General features: G+C 74.5%; 20 protein-coding genes. 4 read left to right on the forward strand and 16 right to left on the reverse strand.

Features of this window, described 5'->3' with window-relative positions; all coding sequences use genetic code 11:
- Positions 1-9: 9 nt before the first annotated feature.
- A complete protein-coding gene (locus CRP51_RS02280) occupies positions 10-2,358 on the forward strand; it encodes an FAD-dependent oxidoreductase (protein ID WP_097229203.1) in 2,349 nt (782 codons plus the stop codon).
- Positions 2,359-2,663: 305 nt separating this feature from the next.
- On the opposite strand, the gene CRP51_RS02285 is transcribed toward CRP51_RS02280, so the two are convergent.
- From CRP51_RS02285 to CRP51_RS02310, 6 genes are all read right to left on the reverse strand, one after another.
- Entirely contained in the window at positions 2,664-3,656 is a 993-nt protein-coding gene (locus CRP51_RS02285; protein WP_245880310.1) for a small ribosomal subunit Rsm22 family protein, read from the reverse strand.
- Positions 3,653-5,014, reverse strand: coding sequence for a Bcr/CflA family multidrug efflux MFS transporter (locus CRP51_RS02290; protein WP_097229204.1), 1,362 nt, complete (start codon positions 5,012-5,014; stop codon positions 3,653-3,655). The genes CRP51_RS02285 and CRP51_RS02290 overlap by 4 nt, the downstream gene beginning before the upstream one ends.
- 300 nt (positions 5,015-5,314) lie before the next feature.
- A complete protein-coding gene (locus CRP51_RS02295) occupies positions 5,315-6,937 on the reverse strand; it encodes an alkaline phosphatase D family protein (protein ID WP_097229205.1) in 1,623 nt (540 codons plus the stop codon).
- Positions 6,938-7,181: 244 nt separating this feature from the next.
- The gene (locus tag CRP51_RS02300; protein WP_097229206.1) at positions 7,182-7,508 is read right to left on the reverse strand and encodes a hypothetical protein; all 327 of its coding nucleotides are present in this window, start codon (positions 7,506-7,508) and stop codon (positions 7,182-7,184) included.
- Positions 7,505-8,170: a hypothetical protein gene (locus CRP51_RS02305; RefSeq protein ID WP_097229207.1), complete on the reverse strand. Its 666-nt coding sequence runs from the start codon at positions 8,168-8,170 to the stop codon at positions 7,505-7,507. The genes CRP51_RS02300 and CRP51_RS02305 overlap by 4 nt, the downstream gene beginning before the upstream one ends.
- Positions 8,161-8,763 carry an RNA polymerase sigma factor gene (locus CRP51_RS02310; RefSeq protein WP_097229208.1) on the reverse strand — a complete coding sequence of 201 codons (603 nt, stop codon included), beginning with the start codon at positions 8,761-8,763 and terminating at the stop codon, positions 8,161-8,163. Before CRP51_RS02310 ends, CRP51_RS02305 begins: the two co-directional genes overlap by 10 nt.
- Before the next feature lie 192 nt (positions 8,764-8,955).
- Between CRP51_RS02310 and CRP51_RS02315 the strand changes: the two genes are divergently transcribed.
- Together CRP51_RS02315 and CRP51_RS02320 are read left to right on the forward strand one after the other, a co-directional pair.
- Positions 8,956-9,492 (forward strand): Asp23/Gls24 family envelope stress response protein, encoded by a 537-nt coding sequence (locus CRP51_RS02315; protein ID WP_097229209.1) that lies wholly within the window; start codon positions 8,956-8,958, stop codon positions 9,490-9,492.
- A gap of 247 nt (positions 9,493-9,739) precedes the next feature.
- Positions 9,740-10,834, forward strand: a complete 1,095-nt coding sequence (locus tag CRP51_RS02320; RefSeq protein ID WP_141514527.1) for a YihY/virulence factor BrkB family protein — start codon at positions 9,740-9,742, stop codon at positions 10,832-10,834.
- On the opposite strand, the gene CRP51_RS02325 is transcribed toward CRP51_RS02320, so the two are convergent.
- Complete coding sequence (locus CRP51_RS02325; RefSeq protein WP_097229211.1) at positions 10,814-11,950, reverse strand: alkene reductase; 1,137 nt, start codon at positions 11,948-11,950, stop codon at positions 10,814-10,816. The genes CRP51_RS02320 and CRP51_RS02325 overlap by 21 nt on opposite strands.
- A 52-nt stretch (positions 11,951-12,002) precedes the next feature.
- Here CRP51_RS02325 and CRP51_RS02330 point away from each other — a divergent pair, with 52 nt between their 5' ends.
- Positions 12,003-12,413 (forward strand): MerR family transcriptional regulator, encoded by a 411-nt coding sequence (locus CRP51_RS02330; RefSeq protein ID WP_097229212.1) that lies wholly within the window; start codon positions 12,003-12,005, stop codon positions 12,411-12,413.
- 126 nt (positions 12,414-12,539) lie between these two features.
- Here the strand turns inward: CRP51_RS02330 and CRP51_RS02335 are convergent, their stop codons facing one another.
- Genes CRP51_RS02335 through CRP51_RS02375 form a run of 9 tightly spaced genes read right to left on the reverse strand, consistent with a single transcriptional unit; the run spans position 12,540 to position 23,411 of the window.
- Positions 12,540-13,964, reverse strand: coding sequence for an FAD-dependent oxidoreductase (locus CRP51_RS02335; protein ID WP_097229213.1), 1,425 nt, complete (start codon positions 13,962-13,964; stop codon positions 12,540-12,542).
- Positions 13,961-14,749, reverse strand: a complete 789-nt coding sequence (locus CRP51_RS02340; RefSeq protein WP_097229214.1) for an isochorismatase family protein — start codon at positions 14,747-14,749, stop codon at positions 13,961-13,963. The genes CRP51_RS02335 and CRP51_RS02340 overlap by 4 nt, the downstream gene beginning before the upstream one ends.
- Positions 14,746-16,164: a dihydroorotase gene (locus CRP51_RS02345; protein ID WP_097229215.1), complete on the reverse strand. Its 1,419-nt coding sequence runs from the start codon at positions 16,162-16,164 to the stop codon at positions 14,746-14,748. The genes CRP51_RS02340 and CRP51_RS02345 overlap by 4 nt, the downstream gene beginning before the upstream one ends.
- Positions 16,165-16,174: 10 nt before the next feature.
- A complete protein-coding gene (locus CRP51_RS02350) occupies positions 16,175-17,092 on the reverse strand; it encodes an isocitrate lyase/PEP mutase family protein (protein WP_097229216.1) in 918 nt (305 codons plus the stop codon).
- Between the two features lie 34 nt (positions 17,093-17,126).
- Positions 17,127-17,867: a GntR family transcriptional regulator gene (locus CRP51_RS02355; protein ID WP_097229217.1), complete on the reverse strand. Its 741-nt coding sequence runs from the start codon at positions 17,865-17,867 to the stop codon at positions 17,127-17,129.
- A 29-nt stretch (positions 17,868-17,896) separates the two neighbouring features.
- Positions 17,897-19,204: an MFS transporter gene (locus tag CRP51_RS02360; RefSeq protein WP_245880311.1), complete on the reverse strand. Its 1,308-nt coding sequence runs from the start codon at positions 19,202-19,204 to the stop codon at positions 17,897-17,899.
- A complete protein-coding gene (locus CRP51_RS02365) occupies positions 19,197-20,663 on the reverse strand; it encodes an MmgE/PrpD family protein (protein WP_097229218.1) in 1,467 nt (488 codons plus the stop codon). Before CRP51_RS02365 ends, CRP51_RS02360 begins: the two co-directional genes overlap by 8 nt.
- Positions 20,660-22,072 (reverse strand): MmgE/PrpD family protein, encoded by a 1,413-nt coding sequence (locus CRP51_RS02370; RefSeq protein WP_097229219.1) that lies wholly within the window; start codon positions 22,070-22,072, stop codon positions 20,660-20,662. Before CRP51_RS02370 ends, CRP51_RS02365 begins: the two co-directional genes overlap by 4 nt.
- Complete coding sequence (locus tag CRP51_RS02375) at positions 22,065-23,411, reverse strand: MFS transporter (RefSeq protein ID WP_097229220.1); 1,347 nt, start codon at positions 23,409-23,411, stop codon at positions 22,065-22,067. Before CRP51_RS02375 ends, CRP51_RS02370 begins: the two co-directional genes overlap by 8 nt.
- Between the last annotated feature and the right edge of the window lie 40 nt (positions 23,412-23,451).

Raw genomic sequence — 23,451 nt, forward strand, 5'->3', positions numbered from 1 at the left:
ACACTCCCCATGCACCACCTCACCGAGAACCACGACGTCGTCGTCTGCGGCGGCGGCCTGGCGGGCCTGAGCGCCGCCGTCGCGGCGGCGCGCCACGGCTCCCGCACCTGCCTGGTGCAGGACCGCCCCGTCCTCGGCGGCAACAGCTCGTCCGAGATCCGGGTGGTGCCGCGCGGCGCCGCCATCTACCACGCGTACGCCCGCGAGACGGGCGTCGTCTCCGAGCTGCTGGCGGCCGAACGCGCCGCCAACCACGAGGAGATCTTCGAGAACGGCTGGACCAACGGCGTCTGGGACCTCGTCCAGTACGACCTGGTGATGAACACCCCGGGACTGACGCTGCATCTCAACACCTCCGTCACCGGCGTCGACGTCGCCGGCGGGCGGATCACCTCGGTCACCGCCCGCACCGCCCACGCCGAGACCGAACTGACGCTGACCGGCGACGTGTTCGTCGACTGCACCGGCGACGGCGTGGTGGCCGACCTGGCCGGCTGCGAGTGGCGGATGGGCACCGAGGGCGCCGACGAGTTCGACGAGCCGCACGCGCCGCCGGCCGCCAACGACAACGTGATGGGCTCCTCCATCCACTTCAAGACCCGGGACGTCGGCTACCCGGTCGCGTTCGAACCGCCGTCCTGGGCCGTCGAGTACGACGACGCCTCGTTCTTCTACCGGGGCGGCCGGCGGCCCAGCACGCTGCGCGGCGGCTTCTGGTGGATCGAGATCGGCGTGCCGTGGCACACCATCCGCGACAACGAGCGCATCCGCCACGAGCTGACCCGGCACGCGCTCGGCGTCTGGGACTGGATCAAGAACAAGGACCCGAAGCTGAGGGAGCGGGCCGCCACCTACGCGTTGGACTGGATCGGCCAACTGCCGGGCAAGCGGGAGAGCCGCCGGATCATGGGCCAGCACCTGATGACCGAGCACGACCTGCGGCGTGCCGAGCCGTTCGAGGACGAGATCGCCTACGGCGGCTGGAACATCGACCTGCACACCCCCGGCGGGCTGCTCGCCCCGACCAGCGAGCCGACGGCCGCCGAGGGCCACGACCCGTCGGCGTCGGCGGCGGTGGCCGCCTACGTCGGGCCGTTCGGCATCCCGCTGCGCAGCCTGACCGCCAAGGACGTGGACAACCTGCTGATGGCCGGCCGGAACGTGAGCGCCACCCATGTGGCGCTCGGCTCCGTGCGGGTGCAGAACACCACGGCGCTGATGGGCCAGGCCGCCGGCACGGCCGCCGCGGTCGCGGTGCGCCGCGGGCTGACGGCGGCGCGGGTGCCGGCGGAGGCCGTCGACGAGGTGCAGCAGACGCTGCTGCGGGACGGCTGCTTCCTGCCGAACGTCCTCAACACCGACGCCGACGACCTCGCCCGCCGGGCGCGCGCCGTCCAGGCCAGCTCGGAGGCGGTGCTGCACGGCGCGGGACCGCACGACCCGTGGCGCGCGGAGGGCTGGGACCGCCGCCGGAAGTTCGGGCCCGACGACCCGGCCGACGAGCTGACGGCCCGCCGGGGCCAGTGGATCGGCGCCGAGGTCGCCGACGGCCGCTTCACGCTGCGCGAGATCGAGGTGTGCCTGAGCAACGACGGGGACGAGGAACGCGAGGTCGCCGTCTCGCTGCTGCCCGTCGACCACATCTGGGACTACCGCGTCGACCGGGAGCCGCTGGCCACCACCACGCTGCGGGTGCCGCCGGGCCGGCACCACTGGCTCCCGTGGCGGCCCGAGCTGGGGGGCGCGGCGGCGGCCGAGGCGTTGCCCGGCACCGGCCACCGCTATCTGCGGCTGGACCTGGCGGCCACGCCCGGGGTGCGCTGGCACACGGCCAGCCGCGTCGAGCCGGGCCATGTCAGCGCGTTCCAGATGGCCAGCGGCCAGTTGCGCCGCTTCCGCGACGGGGTCACCGCCGCGTTCCGCGTCTCCCCGCCGCAGCGCTGCTACGGCCCGGGGAACGTGCTCAGCGGCGAGACCAGGCCGCACCGCTCGGTGAACCTCTGGCGCTCCGACCCGGCGGTGCCGCTGCCGCAGTGGGTGGCCGCGGAGTGGGACGAACCGGTCGCGCTGCGCACGGTCCAGCTGACGTTCGCCGGTCACCTGATCCGGGACTACGAGGTGTACGGCCCGTTCTACCGGGACCCGCAGTGCGCCCGCGACTACACGGTCGAGGTCACCGAGGCGGCCCCCGGCGAACCCGCCGAGTGGCGGCCGGTGGTGACGGTGACCGGCAACCACCAGCCGCGCCGCCGCCACGAGCTGCCGGAGCCGGTGCGGGCGCGCCGGGTGCGGGTGGTCGTCCAGGCCACGAACGGCGACCCGTCGGCCGCCCTGTACGAACTCCGCTGCTACGGCTGACCGCCGGCCCGCATCCGACAACCCATCCGGGCCGGCGCGGCACCGTGGTCGTCTTTCCCCCCGCCACGGATGCACCGCGCAGTTCCCCGCGCCCCTCAAGCCGCCCACCGGCAGAGCAGGGGCGCGGGGAACGGCGCGAGCAACCCACCACCGGGGCGCAGACGACAACCCACCCAACCACCAAGCTCCGTAGTCGACCAACCCCCGCCACCCAGCATTCGCGCAGTTCCCCGCGCCCCCAAACCGCCCACCGGGGCGCGGATTACAGACGCCGCCGCCCGTCCGGCAAGGACACCGTCGCCGGGTCAGCCGCCCGGCAGGGCGTACGGGTCGCCCCACGCCGTGTCCCGAGCCAGCCGGTAGGCCTCCGTGCCGTGCCGCTTGGTGACGGTACGGGCCTTGGTCGTGCCGTCCGGGAGGCACAGGTCGAGCAGCACCTGCCCCTTCCGCTGCCGGGGGCGACGGATCACCCGCGGCTCTCCCCCGCCGGTGTCCGCCGGGTCGCGGAAGGCCGCGACATAGGAGAACTTCTCGTCCTCGTAGGGCAGTTCGCCCCCCTTGACCCGCCGGTGCAGCGCGGAACGGTTGACCCGGGTGCCGAAGTGGCACCAGTCCTCGCCGGCGGTCAGCGGGCAGCTCGCGCCGTGCGGGCACGGCGCGAGCACCGTGAGGCCGGCGGCCAGCAGCTGGTCTCTGGCGGCGCGCACCCGCAGATAGCCGTCCGGGGTGCCAGGCTCCACCAGCACCACGGCCCGCCCGGCGGCGGCCACCGCCTCGACCGCGGCCTCCCGTTGGGCCTCGGGCAGCTCGCCCAGCACATAGGAGACGGTGACCAGTTCGGCCGCGGGCAGCTCGGCGCCGATGGCGTGCCGGCGCCACTCCGCGGCGCGCACGGCCGGCGGCGCGGCCGGCGCCCCGGCCAGCTCGCGGCCGAGGTCGAGCGCGGGGCCCGCCCTGTCGAGCACCAGGGTCGGGCGCGCGGCCGGCCAGGCCCCCGCGGCGGCCCAGGTCGCGGCGCCGGTCCCGCCGCCCAGGTCGAGGTGGCTGTCCGGGGTCCAGTCCGGGAGCCTGGCCGCGAAGGCGGCCAGCGCGGCCGAGACCGCCTCGAAGGTGGCCGGCATCCGGTAGGCGGCGTAGGCGACGGCGTCGGCCCGGTCGCGCAGTTCCGGCGCCGGGCCCGGGGCGGCGCCCCGGTACCCGGCCATCAGCCGCTCGACGGCGCCCGCCGCGCGGCGCGGCGGCAGCCCGGCGAGCAGCCCTTCGAGCGAGGCCCGCAGTTGGTCGGAGGTGCTGGTCACCCGGGAAGTGTAGGCCGGGCGGCGGACCGCTTCGGCCGGCACATCGTGACGTAGCACAGGGCTCCGGCGAGCACCGCGACCAGCTGGACCACGGCCATCGGCACGGCGGTGTGCTCCCCGGCGACGCCCACCAGCGGGGAGGCGACCGCGCCGATGAAGAACTGGAACGCGCCCAGCAGCGCGGAGGCCGCGCCCGCCGCGTGCGGCGCCCGGTCCAGCCCCTCGGAGTTGGCGTTGGGCAGCACCAGCGGCATGGAGCCCATCAGGAAGAAGAGGCCGACGGAGATCGCCAGCAGGTTCGCCTCGCCGAAGACGCCGGTCGTCATCACCAGCAGCGCGACGGCGGAGAGGGTGATCATGCCGAGCCCGATCGACATGGTGCGGTGCACCGGGACGCGGCCGACCAGGATCTTCCCGTTGACCTGGCTCATCAGCACCAGGGCCACGGAGTTGGCCATGAAGACCATGCTGTAGGTCTGCGGCGAGGCCCCGTAGATCTCCTGCACCACGAACGGCGAGGCCGCGACGTAGGCGAAGAGCGCGGCGAAGACCAGGCTGCCGACCAGCAGGTGGCCGGTGAAGACGCGGTCCTTGAAGAGCCCGCCCATGGCGCGCAGCGCGGCCGGCACGCCGCCGCTCTGGCGACGCTCGGGCGGCAGGGTCTCGGGAAGCCAGCGGATGACCACGAAGATCAGCACCACGCCGGTGCCGGCGAGCACCAGGAAGATCCCGCGCCAGTCCGTCACCCGCATCAACTGGCCGCCGAAGACGGGCGCGAGGATCGGCGCCACGCCGGAGACCAGCATCAGGGTGGAGAAGAACCGCGCCATCGCGACCCCGGAGTACAGGTCGCGGACGACGGCCCGCGCGATCACGACACCGGCCGAGCCGGCCAGGCCCTGCACGAACCGGCAGGCCGTCAGGACCTCGACGGTCGGCGCGAACGCGCAGGCGACGGAGGCGACCACGTAGCAGGCCATGCCGGCGATCAGCGGCCAACGGCGGCCGAGCTGGTCGCTCATCGGCCCCACGATGAGCTGGCCGAGGCCGAGGCCCAACAGGCAGGCGGTGAGCGTGAGCTGGATGGTGGCGGCGCCGGTGCCCAGCGAGTCGGCGACCTCCGGCAGCGCCGGCAGGTACATGTCGATGGAGAGCGGCGGCAGGGCCGAGAGGCTGCCCAGGATCAGGACGATTAGCAGCCCCGCCTTGCGGCGCTTGCTGAGCTGCGGGGTGGGGAGCGGAGGAGGAAGGGAGGGCGTGGATATCCCGGGGGTGGCTCCGGTGGATATCTCGGTGGCGTTGGGGGGACGAACGTCGGAACCTGGTACGGCCGTTGGGCTCTGGCCGAGCTGAGTCATGCACCTCTCCGGGAATCGTTAGGACGATCCAATCATCCCATGTTCGAGGGTCGCCGCCTCCCCATAACGGCCGGACGAATGACGCGTTCCCGGTGGAAGAACACCACCGCAACCGCGCCAGCCGCCCGCCCGTTTCCGCTGGCCAGCGCGGTCCTGACGCACCGGCCTCCGCCGCCGCCCGGCGGGCGGCGGGCCCCCGGGAGGGCCGCCCGGGGGCCCTCGACGCCGAAGTGAAACGCGTCTCATCTGTGGCGGAGCGCCCCCGCCCGCCCCCCGCGTGGGTCGGCGCCTCGGCCGCGGTCAGGCCGGCCGCAGGCCCGGCTCCCCCGCCGTCGTGGTGAACGTGGCGGCCGTCGCGACGTCCGCGTCGGGGGTGGTGACGCGGTCGACCACGCGGTACTCCGCGCGGGCCTCGTCCGCGTCCAGGGTCACCACCACGTACCCGCGCCGCCCGTCGTAGAAGCGCAGATGCGGGTTGGCCCCGGTCAACGCCTCCCAGTTGGCCGGCCGTTCCGCGCCGTCCCCGCCGCTGGTGATCGAGCTGGTGACCAGCTCGACCCCGACCGTGCGGGAGTCCGGGTCGTCCCAGTCGGCCTTCAGGTCGAAGGCGTAGTGCACATGGACGTCGCCCGTGCACACCACCAGGTTCTCGACACCGGCCTCCTCCGCCGCCGCCCACAGCCGTTCCCTGGCTGCCGGATAGCCGTCCCAGGCGTCCATGGACAGCGGCCAGGGGCCGGTCAGCCGGTCGCGGCGGCGGGCCACCGTCACCTGCTGCGGGACGACGTTCCACACCGCCTCCGACGCGCGCCAGCCGTCGGCCAGCCAGCGTTCCTGCTCCGCGCCGAGCAGCGTGCGCGCCGGGTCGGCCGCCTCCTCGCCCGGCACCTGCCAGCCGTCGCCGTGCGCCTGGTCGTCGCGGTACTGGCGGGTGTCCAGGATGTCGAGCTGGGCCAGGCGCCCGTAGTGCAGCCTGCGGTGCAGCCGCAGGTCGGGCCCCTCGGGGAGCTGGGGGGCGCGCAGCGGCATGTTCTCCCAGTAGGCGCGGTAGGCGGCGGCCCTGCGGACCAGGAACTCCTCGACGGGGTCGCCCTGTTCTGAGACCGCGCCGGCGTAGTTGTTGTCCACCTCGTGGTCGTCCCAGGTGACGATGAACGGGTGCGCGGCGTGCGCGGCCTGGAGGTCGGGGTCGGAGTGGTAGAGCGCGTAACGGGTGCGGTAGTCCTCCAGCGTGCGGGTCTCGCGGTTCAGGTGGGCGGGCACCGGGGTGCCGCGCACGCCGGCGGTGGCGTCGACCGCGTACTCGTAGAGGTAGTCGCCGAGGTGCAGCACCGCGTCCAGTTCCGGCTCGGCGGCCAGATGCCGGTAGGCGGTGTAGAAGCCCTGGTCGTAACGCTGGCAGGAGACCAGTCCGAAGCGCACGGCGGCCGGGAGCGCGCCCGGCGCGGGCGCCGTCCTGGTCCGGCCGGTGGTGGATGACCAGGGACCGGTGGTAAAGCGGTAGTGGTAGGTGGTGGCGGGTGCCAGCCCGGCGACCTCGACGTGCACGCTGTGCGCGAACTCGGGGTGCGCCACCTCGGTTCCGGAGGCGACCGGCCGGGTGAAGCCGGCGTCCCGCGCGACCTCCCAGGCGATTTCGACGGGCTCGGCCGGCAGCCCGCCGTCCGGCTCCAACGGGAGCGGGGCCAGCCGGGTCCACAGCACCACGGAGTCGGGCAGCGGGTCGCCCGAGGCGACGCCGAGGGTGAACGGGTCGCTCTCCAGCGCCGATCCGTCGGCGGCGGGCGCGGCGTGGGCGGTGTTCGGCAGGTTCGCGGCGAACGCGACCGCGGCGGCGGCGCCGGTCACGGTGAGGAAGCGGCGGCGGTCGATCCGGCGGGCGGCGACTCGGAGTTCGTCGGTGGGGGACGGAATCTGCGTCATGCCCACGAGTGCAGCCAGCGCGGTCTACGGGCGGCTGGCCCCGTCCTGGCCCCCGGCTGGCGATCCGATGGCCGCGACCGGGCGGGCGGGCGAAGCGCGGACCACGCGCGGATCGCGCCGCGTTAAGCCGCGGTTGCCGCGCCCTTCGTCCGCCGAAAGGAAACGGTCGGCACCCTGCGCGAAGCGGCACCGTTCGATCGGCGAACGATCCGGAGCGGTCGGCAAACCCGCCGCCCGGCGAAGCTCAGGTGATGCTCGTGACGGTCACGGTGACGCCCAGCGGTCCTGCCGGTGTCCCCGGCGCCGTCTCGGCCACCGCGCCGCGTACCGCGCGCCGCACCGCGCGGGTCACGTCGACCGCCCGGTGGCCCCGCACGACGCCCACCGACACCTCCACCCGCCACCCGCCGCCCGGCAGCGGATCGACGCGCACCCCGCCGGCGCCCCGCCCGCCCGCGCGTCCGCGCAGCAGCCCGGCGATGCCCGAGGCGGGGAACGCCACGCCCTCCACCCCGCGCACGGCGACCCCGACCGCCTCCCGCACCCGGTCCCGGCCGTCGCTCCCGCTCACCGCGGCCGCCTCTCGCCGCCGGGAAGGGTGTCCGTCAGATCCAGCACATGCACGTCCACCGTCCGCACCTCCAGGCCCAGTTCCTCGTCGGCGGCCACCGCGAGCCGCGCCCGCACCGCCTCGGCCAGCTCGGGCACCGTCCACCGCAGTCCCGCCACCATCTCGATCCGCACCGCCACCGGTCCGCGCGGCGGGCCCTGCCCGGAGGTGTGCGCGCCCAGCGGTGCGATCCGGCAGCTGCCGACGCGCACCCCGCCCAGCTCCTCCACCGCCTCCCGGAAGACCCGGGCCACGGCGGCCTCCACGATCCACGCGTCCTCGTTGGGCTCCCCCAGCGGCAGGGTGCGGCCGGGGCGCAGTTCGAGCCGGACGATCTCCATCACCCGGGTGGTCACGCGCGAGGCGAGCCCCGTGGGCGCGGGCGCGCGCTCCTCGGCGGCCCGGGTGGCGGCCACCACCTCGCCCAGCGCGCGCAGCTCGGCGAGCGCCGCGCGACAGGACGCGCACTCCCGCATGTGCGGGTCGGCGGCGGCCCTGCCCTCGTCCCACGCCTCCCACAGCTCGGCGAGCGGCCGGCCGCAGTCCAGGATCTCCTCGTCCGGGGCCCGCTCCACGTGCGGCTCCTCGCCGCCTCCGGAGGCGCCCGCTCCCTCTAGCGCCATGCTTCCATCGCCTCCATCAGGTAACGCCTGGCTCGGAAGAGCCGACCCCGGACGGCCTGTCGCGTGATGCCGACCGCCTGCGCGATCTCGTCGTAGCTCTGCCCGTGGAACTCCCGCAGCACCCAGCACGCCCGCTGCTCGGGCGAGAGCCCGCCCAGCGCGTCGCGCAGCGCGCGGACCGCCGCCCGGTTCTCCACCGCGCGCGCCGGGGACGCCAGCGCCTCCGGCGCCTGCGGCTCGGCGACCGCCTCCAACGGGTCGGTCGGGCGACCGGCACGGAGCAGATTCAGACAGCGGTTGGTCACGATGCGGTACATCCAGCTGCGGAACGCCGCGTCCCCGCGGAACTCCGGCAGTCGCCGCCACGCGCTGACGAACGCGTCCTGCACGGCGTCCTCCGCGTCCGCCGAGGCGCCGACGCCGCCCCGCCCGCCGAGCAACTGCCCGGCCAGCCGCAGCAGCACCGGGCCGTGCCGGTGCACCAGCGCCTCGAAGGCGGCCTCGTCGCCCTCGCGGGCACGGGCCGCCAGCAGGGCGTCGTCGGCCCCGCCGTCGTTGCCGGTCTCCGCTCCGGTGTCGGCGTCGATCGCCACCCCTCGCTCCTCACTGGACCTCTCGCGCCACCGTTCCACCCCTGCTCTACCCGAGGCGGCCGGGCGCGCGCCATGGCCGAAACACGACCGTGTCAAAAAACGTGCGTGACGTTTCCCGGACTCCCGTGTCCTACCAGGTGTGAGCGCGACCGAGCACCCGGTCGCGGCCCGACCGACGAAAGGCAGGCAGCCATGGCAACCAAGACAGCCTCGCACAGCGCCGCGGAGACCGCCCAGGACCGGAGCGCCACCGAGGACGAGCGGCTGCCCCGCCAGACGGCGGGCACCGGCCGGGACGCGAACACCACGGTGAGCGAGGGCACCTCCGGCACCCAGGAGCCGGCCGCGACCCGCGGCCGCACCTCGATCGCCGGCGGCGTCGTGGAGAAGATCGCCGGAATGGCGGCCCGCGAGGTCCCCGGCGTGCACGCGCTCGGCGGCACCCTCTCCCGCACCCTGGGCGCCGTCCGCGACCGCGTCCCCGGCGGCCGCGCCCAGGTCTCCCGCGGCGTCAAGGTGGAGGTCGGCCAGCGGCAGACCGCCATCGAGCTGGACGTGATGGTCGAGTACGGCGTGCCGATCAGCGACCTGGCGCGCGAGGTGCGGGAGAACGTGATCTCCGCCGTGGAGCGGATGACCGGCCTTGAGGTGATCGAGGTCAACGTCTCGATCGTCGACGTCCGCCTCCCCGACGAGGAGTTGGAGGACGACGAGCCGCGCGTCCAGTGACGCGTCGCGTACGGTGACGGCGCGCACCGTGACGGCGCGCCGGCGGCTGGGGGAAACGGACGGAACGGAACGGGAGCGGCGGAATGCGTGGTGAGGAAGGGCACGGCGGTGCCGCGCGCCGGGGGGCCGGTGCGCGGCGGGGGCGGCCTGTTCAGGGACACTGGTCCCAGCGGCGCCTGCCGGCGCTGACCGCGGTCTGTGCCGGGCTGGCCGTGTGGCTGGCCCAGGTGGTGGAGGCGGCGAGCAGGTGAGTCGGGCCGAGGACGGGCGGACGAACGACGGCGGTGGCCGCCGCTGGTGGGTGGCGTTCCGGCGCACCCCGGTCTCGCTGTGGCGGGACGACATCGACCACTGGGCCGCCGCCCTCACCTACTACTCGGTGCTGGCGGTCTTCCCCACCCTCTTCGTCGCGCTCTCGCTGATCGGCATGGCCTACCCGGCCGCCGGGCCCGAGCTGATCGGCCACGTCTCGGCGCTGGTCCCGGCCAACTCGCGGCAGGACGTCTACACCGCCCTCACCGACGTCACCGAACAGCGCGCGGGCGCCTGGGTGTTGATCGTGGTCGGCGTGCTCAGCTCCATGCTGGCCTCGTACAACTACCTCAGCATCTTCCGCCGGGTGCTGCACGCGATGCACGGCGTGGCCGACCGCCGCCCGCCGTGGCGGACCATCCCCCGCACCACGCTCACCGCGCTCGGGCTGCTGGGGCTGCTGGTCGCCAGCGCGGCGGCGTTGATCCTCAGCGGCGAGGCGGTGCGGGCCATAGGGCGGGTGCTGAATCTGGGTGAGGGCGGCAGCACGGCGTGGACGGTCTTCAAGTGGCCGCTGCTCGTCGTGCTGGTCGCCACCCTGGTCCTCGTCGTCTTCAGGACCGGCCCCGACGAGTCCCGCTCGCCGCAGCGCGCGCTGCCTGGCGGGGCGCTGGCGGTGCTGCTGTGGCTGGTCGCCTCCGCCGGCTTCGCGCTGTACGCCTCCCATGTCCCCACCTACAACCGGCTCTACGGCTCGCTGGCCGGGATCGTGGTCTTCCTGGTGTGGCTGTGGGTCTCCAATCTGGCGCTGCTGTCCGGCGCCCAGTTCAACGCCGAGCTCGCCAAGCTGAACCGGGGCGAGGAGGCGGCACCGGCCGCGTCCGAGGAGCCGGCGGGGCCGGCCGTCCCGACCGCGCCGGCCGTCCCGCCCCGGCCGCCGGGGCCGCCGACGCCGCCCGCCGGACCCTCGGCGTTAGCGCCGGGGCGCCCCTCGGTGCCCGTGCGCCCCTCGGTGCCCCCGCGCCCGGCGTACGCGCCCCCGCCGCCGCACCCGCCGTCGCGCCGCCCGTCATCGGCCGGCGTCCGTTAGCGCCGCCGGCTCGGGGCCGTCGGCGAGGGCCGGATAGTCGGTGTAGCCCTCGGGGCCCCATCCGTAGAGCCGTTCCGGGACGACCTCGTTGAGCGGGGCGCCGGCGGCGAACCGGGCGGGCAGGTCGGGGTTGGCGAGGAACGCCCGCCCGTAGGAGACCAGTTGGGCCCGTCCCTCGGCGATCAGCGCCTCGCCCTGCGCGCGGGTGGTGGCCGGGCCGTTCTCGCCGACGTTGGCCACCAGCGTTCCCGTCCAGCGCGGCCCGAGGTCGGCCAGCGCGGGGTAGCGGTCGTTGTCGGTCAGATGCAGATAGGCCAGGCCGAGACCGTCCAACTCCTCGACCAGCGGCCGGTAGACCGGCGCCGGGTCCGCCTCGACCATGCCGAACTGCGGGTTGCCTGGCGACAGCCGCAGCGCGGTGCGCTCGGCCCCCACCGCGTCGACGACGGCGCGGACCAGGCGCAGCGGGAAGCGGCGCCGGTTGGCCGGGGAACCGCCCCAGCGGTCGGTGCGCAGATTGGTGTTGTCGGCGAGGAACTGGTGCGGCAGATAGCTGTTGGCGCCGTGCAGCTCGACCCCGTCGAAGCCGGCGGTGGTGACCGCCAGCCTGGCGGCCTCGGCGTACTCGGCGAACGTCCGCGCGATGTCCTCCTCGGTCATCTCCCGTGGCACGGCCGACGGTTGGCGGCTGCCGTCGCGCAGCACGACGCGCTCCGGCGCGGCGACGGCCGAGGGGCCGGCGGGCCGGCTGCCGTCCACGCGTCCCTCCGGGTGGCCCAGCCGGCCGCCGTGCATCAGCTGCGCGAAGATCCGGCCGCCGGCCGCGTGCACCGCGTCGGTCACCGCCCGCCAGGCGGTGGCCTGCGCGGCGTCGGCCATGCCGGGGATCCGCCAGCCGCTCTGCCCGGCGGCGCTCGGCCACAGCCCCTCGGTGACGATGAGCCCCGCCCCGGCGCGCTGGGCGTAGTAGTCGGCGACGAACGGCTGCGGCCGGCCGTCCTCGGTGCCCCGGTAGCGCGTCATGGGTGCCATCACCAGCCGGTTGGGCAGGCTGAGCCGACCGAGGGAATACGGTGTGAGAAGCCCGGCGTTCGTGGGCGTGTCCGTGTGCGTCATGCCGGGACGGTAGGAGGTGACATCGGTGTCAGGTTCAAGTGACGCCGGTCTGATGGGGATCGGCGAACTGGCCCGCCGCACGGGTGTCAGCGAACGGTCGCTGCGCTACTACGAGCAGCAGGGGATGCTCGCCGCCGAACGCACCGCGGGCGGCCAGCGCCGCTACCCGGAGAAGGCGGTGGATCGGGTGATCCGTGTGCAGGAACTCTTCGCCGCCGGGCTGTGCAGCGCGAAGATCGCGGAGCTGCTGCCCTGCCTCAGGGACGAGGACGGCGGCCCCTCGGAGACGGCGACCCCGACGTTGCTGTCCGAACTGGCCGTGGAACGGGCCCGGTTGGACCGCATGATCGCCCGTCTCGAAGCGAGTCGCGAGGTCCTCGACCAGGTGATGACCGCGGCGGGCGCCTCCGGCGATGCCGAGGACGACAACCCACCCGGCCGGTGCGGCACCGTGGTCGACTGACCCCCGCCACCCACGCACCGCGCAGTTCCCCGCGCCCCTTCTCCGCCGGCGGGCGGCTTGGGAGCGCGAGGAACTGCGCGAGCAACCCACCACCGGGCCGAGGACGACAACCCACCGCACCAACCGCTACGGCAGTCGCCTCCCGAGGCCGGCGGCGCCAGCCGCGACCGCGCCAGCCGCAGCCGCGCCGGCCACGCGGCCGAGGCCGACGGCCGAGAGGAGGCCGTTGCCCGAGGAGTAGCCCCGCGCGCCGGAGCGGCCGGAGAGGCCCCCCGCCACGCCTCCGACCGCGTACAGCCCGGGGATCGGCTCCCCCGCCTCCGTCAGGACGCGCGACGCGCGGTCGACGTCCACCCCGCCCTGCGTGTGGAAGAGCGCGGGAACGGAGCGGACCACGCAGTACGGCGCGGTCAGCGGGCCCATCGGGAAGTCGGTCCTGCCCGTCGCGTCCGCCCCGCCGCTCTCGGCGGCCCGCTGCTGGTCGGCGACCGCCTCCGCGAACCGTTCCGGCGGGCAGCCGATGATCGCGGCGGCCTCCTCCGGCGTGGCGGCCTCCTTGACGCCGCCCGCCTCGACGAGTTCGGCGAACTCCGGTTCGTTGCCGGCGATGAAGTCCCGGACGCGGGTGTCGAAGACGACCCAGCTCTCCTCCGCGACCCCGGCGACCACCGGCGCGAAGCCGGAGTAGCCGACGCTCTCGTCACCCATCCGCAGCCCGTCCGGGGAGAGCAGGAAGCCGCCCTTCTCGACCGAGGTCCAGCTGACGATGGAGCCGTGCGGGTAGGCGACGGCCGCGTAGCCCTGGAAGGCTCCCATGTTCAGCAGCCTGGCCCCCAGTTGGTCGGCCCAGGCGATGGCCTCGCCGGTGGAGCCCTCGGCGCCGAAGTACTGGGCGCGCAGCGACTCCGGGATCCAGCGGGCGATCATCTCCTTGTTGTTGCCGAAGCCGTTGGCGGCCAACACCACGGCGTGCGCCCGGAGTTCGTAGGTACCGGCGCGGTCGCCCGCGACCCGGACGCCGACCACCCGGCCGTCCTCGACGAGCAGCTCGCGCACCGGGTTCCCGGTGACCACGTCCACGTCGAGCCGCTTGGCGGCGGCCGTCAGGTCCTTGACCAGGGACTCGCCGCGCCGGTCCGGCGGGGCGTGCAGCCGCTGGACGCTGTGCCCGACGTGCTTGTAGTCGGTGATGATCCGCAGGTCGACGGCGTGCCGCTCGACCAGCCACTCCACCAGGGAGGCGGACTCCTCGGCCAGGAAGCGGACCAGGTGCTCGGCGTCGTGCGCGCCGCTCTGCCGCAGCAGGTCGGCGGTCATCCGCTCCGGGTCGTCCTCGATGCCGGCGGCCTTCTGGTAGCGGGTGCCCGCGGCGGGGATGGAGCCGGTGGAGACGAACGTGTTGCCGCCCCAGCGTTCCAGCTTCTCCAGCAGGGCGACGCTCGCGCCGCCCTCCGCCGCCGCGATGGCGGCCGTCAGCCCGCCGCCGCCGGCCCCGACGACGACCACGTCGACGTCCACGTCCTCGCCCACGTCACTTCTCCGGTCGCTCATCGCCGACTCCCCTCGGTGCGCTGCTCGTTCGGCTGGTTCCGCTGGTTACGGTCGTCGCGCAGCGCCGCCAGCCGGGGCAGCAGCTGCTCGGTGGTGGAGACGTCGGCGTACTTCTGCGCCATGTCGAAGAGGTTGACCTCGTGGACGACGGGGCTGCGGTCGTACACCGCGTCGCTGGGCACGGCGACCCGGAAGTTGTAGGAGAACGCGTCCGCGACGCTGGAGCGCACGCAGCCCGAGGTGGTGCAGCCGGTGACGACCAGGGTGTCGACGCCCGCCTCCACCAGATAGCTGGTGAGCGGGGTGCCGAAGAACGCGCTGGGGTGCCGCTTGGGCAGCAGCACGTCGCCCTCGGCGGGCGCCACCTCGGCGACGAAGTCGTAGCCGTGCTCGGGGATCTCCATGATGCCGGGGACCTTGGCGCCGAGCCGGCCGGCGTCGTAACCGCGCTTGGGCGCCACGTGCGGGTACAGCACCGGCCAGCCGTTCTCCCGGAAGACGCGCAGCAGGGTGCCGATCCGTTCCACGGCGGCCCAGCCGGTCTCCCCGCAGCTGGTGGTGAACTCGCCGGTGGCCTCCTCGAACGGCATCGGCCGGGTGCCGACGGTGCGGTACTGCACGTCGATGATCAGCAGCGCGGGCCGGGTGCCGAGCCCGGAGGGCCGGCCGAAGCCGGCGAGTTCGTAGCGGTGCCTGGTCTCCGCGTCGATCACCCCGGCGCCGCCCACGGTCCAGGGCTGCTCGGCGCCGCCCGCGTCGCGGTCGGGGTGCGTGGAATCGCTCATCGTGACTGCTCCTTCTCCGCGGCGGCCAGGGCCGAGGCGCCGCTGTGCGCCCGGGGCAGGTAGGCGCCCCGGGGGGTGTGCGAGAGTTCCCCGTCGCGGACGGCGAAGTGGCCGCGCACCAGGGTGTGGACGACCCGGACCGGCGCCTTCCGCCCCTCCCACGGGGTGTACTCGGCGGCGGAGTGCTGCCGTTCCGCGGCGATGGTGGTCTCGCCCTCCAGGTCGACCACGGCCAGGTCGGCGTCCGCGCCGACCCGGATCACGCCCTTGCGCGGGTAGAGCCCGAAGAGCTTCGCGGAACGGGTGCTGGTGGCGTCCACCAGCCGGGAGAGCGGCACCCCGCGCCGCAGCCCCTCCCCCAGGGTCAGCGGCAGCAGCACTCCGGTGCCGGGGAAGCCGGCGGAGGCGGACCAGATGTCCTTCTCCTTGAACGAGCGGTGCCGCGCGTTGTGGTCCGAGCCCACGGTGTCGACGCTGCCGTCCGCGATCCCCTCCCAGAGGGCCTCCAGGTCGGACTCGGGCCGCAGCGGCGGGTTGACCTTGCCGTAGGTGCCGCAGGAGGAGCCGGTGGTCAGCGTCAGGTAGTGGGTGCAGGTCTCGACGAAGAGGTTCGGGTAGGCGGAGCGCTGCATCCGCATCGCGTTCAGCCCGGCGGCGCTGGAGGTGTGCACCGCGTACGCCGAGGCGCCGGTGGCCGCCGCCAGATAGGCGACGCGCTGCTCGGCCTCGGCCTCCACCAGCGGCGGGCGGGTCAGGTGCCAGGCGTGCAGCGGGCCCCGGGACTCGTCCCTGGGCTGCTGCTTGAGCTTCCAGACGATCTCGATGTTCTCGGGGTGCGGGTTGACCATCGCCCCGTGGTCGGCGGTGATGCCCAGCAGGTCGTACATGAAGCCGTCGTCGTTGCCCGGCATCCCCAGGTAGGCGCCCTCGTCGCCGCGGAAGTTCATGAAGAACTTGAAGCTGGAGACGCCCAGTTCCCGCACGTAGTCGGGGACCGCCCGCACGTGCTCGTCGGTGCCGAGCACGAAGTGGAAGCCGAAGTCGGTGTGGGTGCCGGACTCCATGGCGCGGCGCGAGGCGGCGTGCACCTCCTCGTACGGCTCGGAGCTCATCAGGTAGACCAGCATCGAGGTGACCCCGCCGGCCACCGCCGACGCGGTCTCCCGTTCGGCGTCGTCGCGGTCCTTCGGCACCCGGATGTCCTTGCCCAGGTGCACGTGCGGGTCGATCGCGCCGGGCAGCACGGTCGCGCCCCTCAGGTCGACGGTCTCACGGGCGGCGGCCGGGGCGCCGGGCGCGCCCGGCTCGACGATGCCGGCGATCCGGCCCTCGTGGATCAGCAGGTCGGCGTCGACCAGCCCGCTCTCGTGCAGGAAGACGCGGCCGCCGGTCAGCCGCAGGTCGTACTCGTTCATCAGGGCTCCGTTACTCGGGGGCGTCCGTGCGGGCGTCCGGGTCGGTCTCCTCGGCGCCGGGCCGCTCGGCGTACCGGCGGTCCAACGCGTCGAAGTGTGGCTTGCGCACCAGTTCCTGGCGTTCCGTCCAGCTGATCATGAGGTCGGCGGCCTCCCGGGTGTCGCCGTGCCGCGCGAGGTGGTCGAGCACCGCCTGCATCCCGAGGACCGCGCCGCGCATCGCCGCGTTGGCGTAGAGCGCGACGGAGAAGCCGAGGTCGGCGAGGTCCTCCCGGGACAGCAGGGGGGTGCGCCCGCCCTCCACCATGTTGGCGACGTGCCGGCCCGGCACCGTCTCGGTGATGTACCGCATCTCCTCCCTGCTGGTCGGCGCCTCCACGAAGAGCACGTCGGCGCCGGCCTCCACGAAGGCGGCGGCCCGCTCGCAGGCGGCCTCTATCCCCTCCAGCGCCCGCGCGTCGGTGCGGGCGACGACCAGCAGGTCCGGGTCGTTCCTGGCGTCGACGGCGGCGTGGATCTTGCCGACCATCTCGGCCGTGGAGACGATCTCCTTGCCGTCGAAGTGGCCGCACTTCTTCGGGCTGACCTGGTCCTCGATCTGCACGGCCGCCGCTCCGGCCCGCTCCAGGGTCCGCACGGTGCGCTGCACGTTGAGCGCGTTGCCGAAGCCGGTGTCGGCGTCGACGACCAGCGGCAGGGGGACCGCGTCGGCCATCGCGGCGACCTGCCCGGCCAGTTCGGGAAGGCTGAGCAGCCCCAGGTCCGGCATCCCGAGCTGGGTGTTGGTCACCCCGGCGCCCGACACGTAGACCGCCTCGAACCCGGAGAGCTCGACCACTCTGGCCGTGAGCGCGTTGGGGGCACCCGGCAGCATCAGCGGCCGTTCGTCGCGCTCGAGGAGTTGCCGCAGCCTGGTCGTCGTTCTCATGCTCGCCTTCACTCGCGTATCGGTGTTCTTGGCTTCAGTCGGGTGCGACGGCGCCGTCCACGCCGCGCCGCTCGTCGGGTCGGGTCGTGGGGGCGTCCTCGTCGCCTGGCAGTCCCAGCACCGCGATGGCGCTGGCCATGGAGTGGTCGAGGTGGCGGATCATCAGCGCGGTGGCCCGCTCCAGGTCCCGCGCCCGCAGCACCGCCACCAGCTCGGCGTGCTCGACGACGGCCGCCCGCGCGCGGGTCGGGCGCTGGCCGGACATGGAACGGGCCAACGACAGCTGCCGGTGCACCTCCAGGGCGCTGCGCATCAGCGCCTGGTTGCCGGCCAGCAGCACCAGCCGCAGATGGAAGTCCAGCTCCTGCGGGTAGGTGTGCCCGGTCGACTCCCGCATCCGGCTCTCGGTGTCGGAGAGCAGGGCGTCCAGGTCCTCCAGCTCCGCGTCGCTGGCCCGCGCGCACACCAGCCGCACCGCGTGCAGCTCCAACGCGGCGCGCAGTTCGTAGAGTTCGACGATCTCGTCCCGGGAGAACGTCCGCACGAAGGCGCCCCGGTGGCTGATCACGGTCAGCAGCCCCTCGCTGGTGAGGCGTTGGATCGCCTCCCGCAGCGGGCCCCGGCTGATGCCGAGCGACGAGGCGAGGGTCACCTCGTTGAGCCGCTGGCCGGGTCCTATGGAGCCGTCGAGGATCATCTCGCGCAGCACGGACTCGGTGGCCTGCGCGTAGGTGTTGTTCCTCGGCAGCACGCGGCTCTGGTCGGACTCGGACATCGGCTCTCCTGTCGTGTTCGGGGACCGGTTCAGGTGTCCCGCAGGGTCGTACCGGCAGTCTCCTTCAGGCTCAGCGCGGCGATGAGCGTCAGTACCGCCGTGCCGATGACGAACCAGGCGGGCGCCAGGGGCGATCCGGTCTGGTCGACCAGCCAGGTGCAGATGTAGGGCGCGGTGCCGCCGGCCGCCGCGCTGCCGATGTTGAAGCCCAGCGCGATGCCGGTGTAGCGGACCCGGGTCGGGAACATCTCGGCGAACGTGGAGAACGCGGCGCCCATCAGCGCCGAGTCGATCAGCCCCATCACGATGTGCGAGGAGATCGCCCAGCCGGGCCCCATCTCGAAGAGCATGAACCCGGGCACCGGCAGCACCAGCGCGGCCACCGAGGCGCCGACGAAGACCGGCTTCCGCCCGACGCGGTCGGTCAGCGCGCCGAAGAGCGGCATACAGGCCGTGGAGACGGCGAGGGTCGCGGTGGTCGACCAGAACGCCAGCCCGGAGTCCATGCCGACCGTCTCGGTGAGATGGATGTTCACGTAGACGTAGAAGACGTAGTACGCGGAGAACAGCAGGATCGACAGGCCCACGCACTGGACCAGCGCCTTGCGGTGCAGCCGCAGCGCCTCCAGCACGGGCGCGCCGGACTTCTCGTCCTTCCGCTCCACCTTGCGGAACGAGGGCGAGTCGTGCAGCTTGGCGCGGATCAGCAGCCCCACGACGCCCAGCGGGATGGCGATCAGGAACGGCAGCCGCCACGCCCAGTCGTGCATGGCGTCCTCGCCGAGCGTCTCGTTGAGCAGCGAGACGGTCAGCGCGGCGAGCAGCGAACCGGCCAGCGCCCCGGTCTGGGTGGTGGAGCAGTACATGCCGCGCCGCTTCGGCGGCGAGTACTCGGCGACGAACGAGGCGGCGCCGCCCAACTCGCCGCCGGCGGCGATGCCCTGGAGGCAGCGGGCCAGCACCAGCAGCGCGGAGGCGCCGACGCCGATCGCGCCGTAGGTGGGGAGCACCCCGATCAGCCCGGAGGCGACGGCCATCAGCACGACGGTGCCCGCCAGGGCGTTCTTCCGGCCGTAGCGGTCGCCGAGGTGACCGAAGATCACCCCGCCGACCGGGCGCAGCGCGAAGGCGACGGCGAACGTGGCGAGGGTGGAGAGCAGCGCGGCGGTGTCGTCGCCGCTGACGAAGAAGTGGGTGGCGAGAATGGTCGCCACATAGCCGTAGACGCCGAAGTCGAAGTACTCGACGATCGACCCGACGGCGCCGGCGGCCACCACCCGGGGCGGGACCTTCTGCTCGTGCGCCTGCCCCTGCGGGGGCGCGGTGTGCTCAGCCATGGTCGTTCCCCTCCCGGTGGGACGTTCCGGGTGTCGTCGCGGGTGTCGTTCGCTCACGTGTGGTCAGGCGCAGCACGCCGAGGTCGGGGTCGGGCGCGCCGAGCAGTTCGTCCGCCACGGCCCTGGCGGCGTGGTCCGGCACCCCGCCGAGCGCGGCGTTGCCGAGGAACTTCGCCACCACCTCCCCGGTGCTCATCGGGCGGCGGGCCGAGCCGCGCACGTCCTCGACGGACGCCTCGTGCGACGCGCCGTCGGTGGTGCGCACCCGCACCCGCGCGGGGAAGACCTCCGGGTAGCCGGAGTCGGCCCACGGCTCGGCGGTCACCAGCCGGGCGGCGGCGAGCAGGTCGGGGCGGACCTCGCCGCGGAAGTGGTCGGCGCGCACGTCGCCGTCGACCAGTCGGGCGGCGAGGGCGTAGGGCAGGCTCCAGCGGGCGTCGTTGGCCCTGGCCGGGGCGCGCTTCGCCTCCCACGGCTCGGCGATCACCGGCAGCTGCCCCTCGGGGACCGCGCAGCGCACCTCGGCGACGTCGGCGGGGGCCACGCCCGAGTCCAGGACCCGGGCCAGCGCCTCGACGAACGGGTGGATGAAGTGGCAGCAGGGGTAGCCCTTGAACGCGGCCTCCGGGAGATACCACCGGGTGCCGACCGTCGCGGCCAGCGCGGCGAGCCGGTCGGCGCCGGTGGCGTCGCCGGCGAACAGCTCGAAGAAGCCGGTCGTTCCCTCGAACACCCCGTCGGGTCCGGTGACCCCGGCGCGCGCCAGGTCCAGGGCGAGCAGCCCGGACTGGGCGGCGAAGCCGGGCTGGGCGGCCTTGACGGTGGCGCCCTGCCGCAGGAACGCGAAGGTGCCGGCGGCCTGGCTGCCGGCGATGCCCAGCGCGTGGGTCATGGTCTCGGCGTCGACCCCGTGCACCACCCCGGCGGCGACGGCCGCCGCGAACGGCCCGGCGGCCGAGGAGCCCTGGAACCCGTGGGCCTGGATGGCGCCGGGGGCGGCCAGTCCGACCCGGATCAGCGTCTCCCAGCCCAGCGCGTAGCCGCGCAGCATCCGCGCCCCGCCCCCGGCGCCGGTCCCCTCGACGGCGGCCCGTTCCTGGGCGGCGGCGAGCGCGGCGGGGGCGAGCACGGCGCTGCCGTGCATCACGGAGGCGACGTGGGTGTCGTCGTACTCCAGCGAGTGCGTCAGGGTGCCGTTGACCAGCGCGGCCAGCGGCGCGGGCGCGGTGGCGCCGGTGCCGATGACGGTGCAGGGGCCGCCGCGCTCCGGCCGCCCGGCCAGCGCGGTGACGCCGGTGACCGGGCCGGTCGCGGCGGCGGCCAGCGCCACCCCGCAGGCGTCCAGGAAGTGCAGCCGCGCGGCGGCCAGCACCGCGGCCGGCGGCTCGACGCGCGGGTCGGCCGCGGCGAGCACGGCGTCCGCCAGCAGGCGGGCGGCGGTCGTCCGGTGCGTGGTCATCGCGCCCCCTCCCCGGCGTCGGCGGTGAGCCGCGCCAGCAGGTCGGTCAACGGAACGTCCCAGTCGACGCCCTCGCCGAGGGTGACCGCGGCGACCTCGGCGAAGCGCGGGTAGCGGCCGGCGGTGAGGGTGTCGATCTTGCCCAGCAGGTCGCCGGCCGACAGCGGCCGGTCGGGGCCGCCCAGCGCGCTGACCACCTCGTGGCTGTGCCGGGCGCCGCCGCGCAGCTCCACGGTGACCCGCGCGGGCCGGTCGTGCGGCGGGTCGCCGATCGCCGGGTGCTCGCGCAGCTCGACCCGGCCGCGCACCTCGGCGACCGCGCGGTCGCCGAGCCACTCGGCGGAGAAGACCTCCGGCGCGGTGGACCCGGTGACCAGGGTGGCGGCGACGGCGTGGGGCACGGAGAACTTCCCGGCCAGCACGTTCTCCGGCCGGTCGCCGTCCAGGGTCAGCGCCAGCGGGTGGGTCTCCACCCGCACGGAGGCGACCTCCTCGGGCGCGAACGAGGCCAGCGGCCCGGCGCGCAGCGCGTGGGCGGCCTCGACGGCGGCGTGCGCGTACTGGCAGCAGGCGTAGACCTTGTGGTAGCCGTCCTCGACGGCGTACCGCTCGCCGAGGCCCTCGGTGAGGGCGGCCGGCTCCGCCGGGTGGCCGAGGCCGTCGGCGAAGACGGAGGCGAGCCCGTCGTCCTGGCCGGCGATGCCGAGCGCCGCCAGGTCGGCGGCGAGAAAGCCGGCCTGGGCGCCGGCGCCCGCCCAGGCGTTGCGCACCAGGGCACCCCGGCCGGCGTGGGCGAAGGGGCCGACCATCGCGAGGCTCGCCGCGCCGGAGACCGCGTCGGCGAGGGCGCGTGCGGTGTGGCCGCGCGCCGCGGAGACGGCGGCGGCGGCGCCGATCGGGGAGAGCGTGGCGTGCGGGTGCAGGGCGGGGGGCCGGGGCGCGGGGTAGGCGCGGGCGACCCGGGTGACGACCTCGTAGCCGACCGCGAGCGCGGTGAGGGCGCGCCCGAGCGCGGCCCCCTCGGCCTCGCACTCGGCGACGGCCGCCGGCACGGTGTACAGCCCGCCGTGGCAGGTGGCGCGGCGGTAACCCTCGTCCAGCTCCTGCCAGTTGGCGGCGACCCCGTTGGCGAACGCGGCCCAGCCCCGTTCGGCGCGGGCGGGGGCCCGGGTCAGCAGGGTGGCCTCGGCGCCGGCGCCCCTGCGGACGGCGAGCGCGGCGACCTCGGTGACCTGCCGGTCGGTCCTGGCCCCCGCCATGGCGGCCAGGTCGTCGACCAGGATGGTGGCGGCCCGGCGCCGGACCCGTTCCGGCAGCGCGCCGATCCCGCCCGCCGCCAGCTCGGCGGCCCACTCGGTCAGCCGTCCCCACGCGTGGGCGGCCTCCCCCCGGGTCTGCTGGTCAGCCACGGCGGCCTCCTCCGACGGTGGTGGGCTCGGGCGCGGCGGAGCCGGCGGGGGTGCCGTCCGACGCGTACCGGGACTTCGCGGCGAGCGCGCAGCCGGCGGCCAGCGCGCCGAGCGCCGCGATGTAGAGGGCGAACGGGTAGTTGCTGTCGGACCAGGCGTACAGCGCGGTGCCGATGAACGGGGCGGTGCCGCCGACCAGCGTGGTCGGGATGGCGTAGGCCAGCGAGGCGCCGGTGTAGCGGACGCGCGGCGGGAAGAGGTCGGCGTAGATCGCCGGCTGCGGGGCGTAGGCGGCGGACTGGACCACGGCCAGGGCCACGGCCATGGAGGCCAGGATGACCCAGGTGTTCCCGGTCTCCACCAGCAGGAAGTAGGGGAAGATCATCAGCGCGCTGAGCGCCCCCGCGATCGCCACCTGACGGCGCAGCCCGATCCGGTCGGCCAGCGCCCCGAAGAGCGGCACGGTCACCAGGTAGAGCGCGGCGACCAGCGTCACGTGGTGCAGCACCTGGTCCTTGTCCACGTCCAGGTGGTCGGTGGCGTAGGACAGCGTGTAGGTGGAGACGGTGTAGAAGATCGCGTTGTTCGCGGCGGCCAGCCCGGAGCCCAGCAGCACGGCCCTCCAGTCCTCGCGCAGCACGTCGGCGATCGGCAGCTTCGCCTGCTCCTTGCGCTCGGCGGCGGCCTGGAACTCGGGGCTCTCGGCGACCCGGGAGCGGATCACGGTACCGATCGCGACGATCGCGACGCTGGCCAGGAACGGCAGTCGCCAGCCCCAGGACTCGTAGCCGTCCCCGCTGACCCAGCTGGCCAGGCTGATCGCCCCGGCGGCCAGCAGCATCCCGCCCGGCGCTCCCATCTGGGTGGCGCTGCCGAAGAGCCCCCGCTTGTTCTTCGGCGCGTGCTCGATGGACATCAGCGCGGCGCCGCCCCACTCGCCGCCCAGGGCCACGCCCTGGAAGAGCCGGAGTATCACCAGCAGGACGGGCGCGCCCACGCCGATCTGGTCATAGGTGGGCAGACAGCCGATCAGAACGGTGGAGACGCCGATCGTCAGCAGCGACAGGACCAGCATCTTCTTGCGGCCGATCCGGTCGCCGTAGTGCCCGAAGAGGATGCCGCCGAGCGGTCGGGCGGCGAAGCCCACGGCGAGGGTGGCGAACGAGGCCAGCGTGCCGGCGACGTCGCTGGCGTTCGGGAAGAACAGGTCACCGAAGACGAGCGCGGCGGTGGTCCCGTAGATGAAGAAGTCGTACCACTCCAGCGTGGTCCCGAGAAAGCTGGACGCCGACGCGCGCAGGGACTGCTGTGGAGCGCGAGCTGGGGAGTCGCTCTGCATGATCACTCCAACGGGGAAGAAGGGGACGTTCACAAAGGGG

This window comes from Streptomyces zhaozhouensis, from assembly GCF_900230195.1.
GTDB classification, from domain to species: Bacteria; Actinomycetota; Actinomycetes; order Streptomycetales; family Streptomycetaceae; genus Streptomyces; species Streptomyces zhaozhouensis.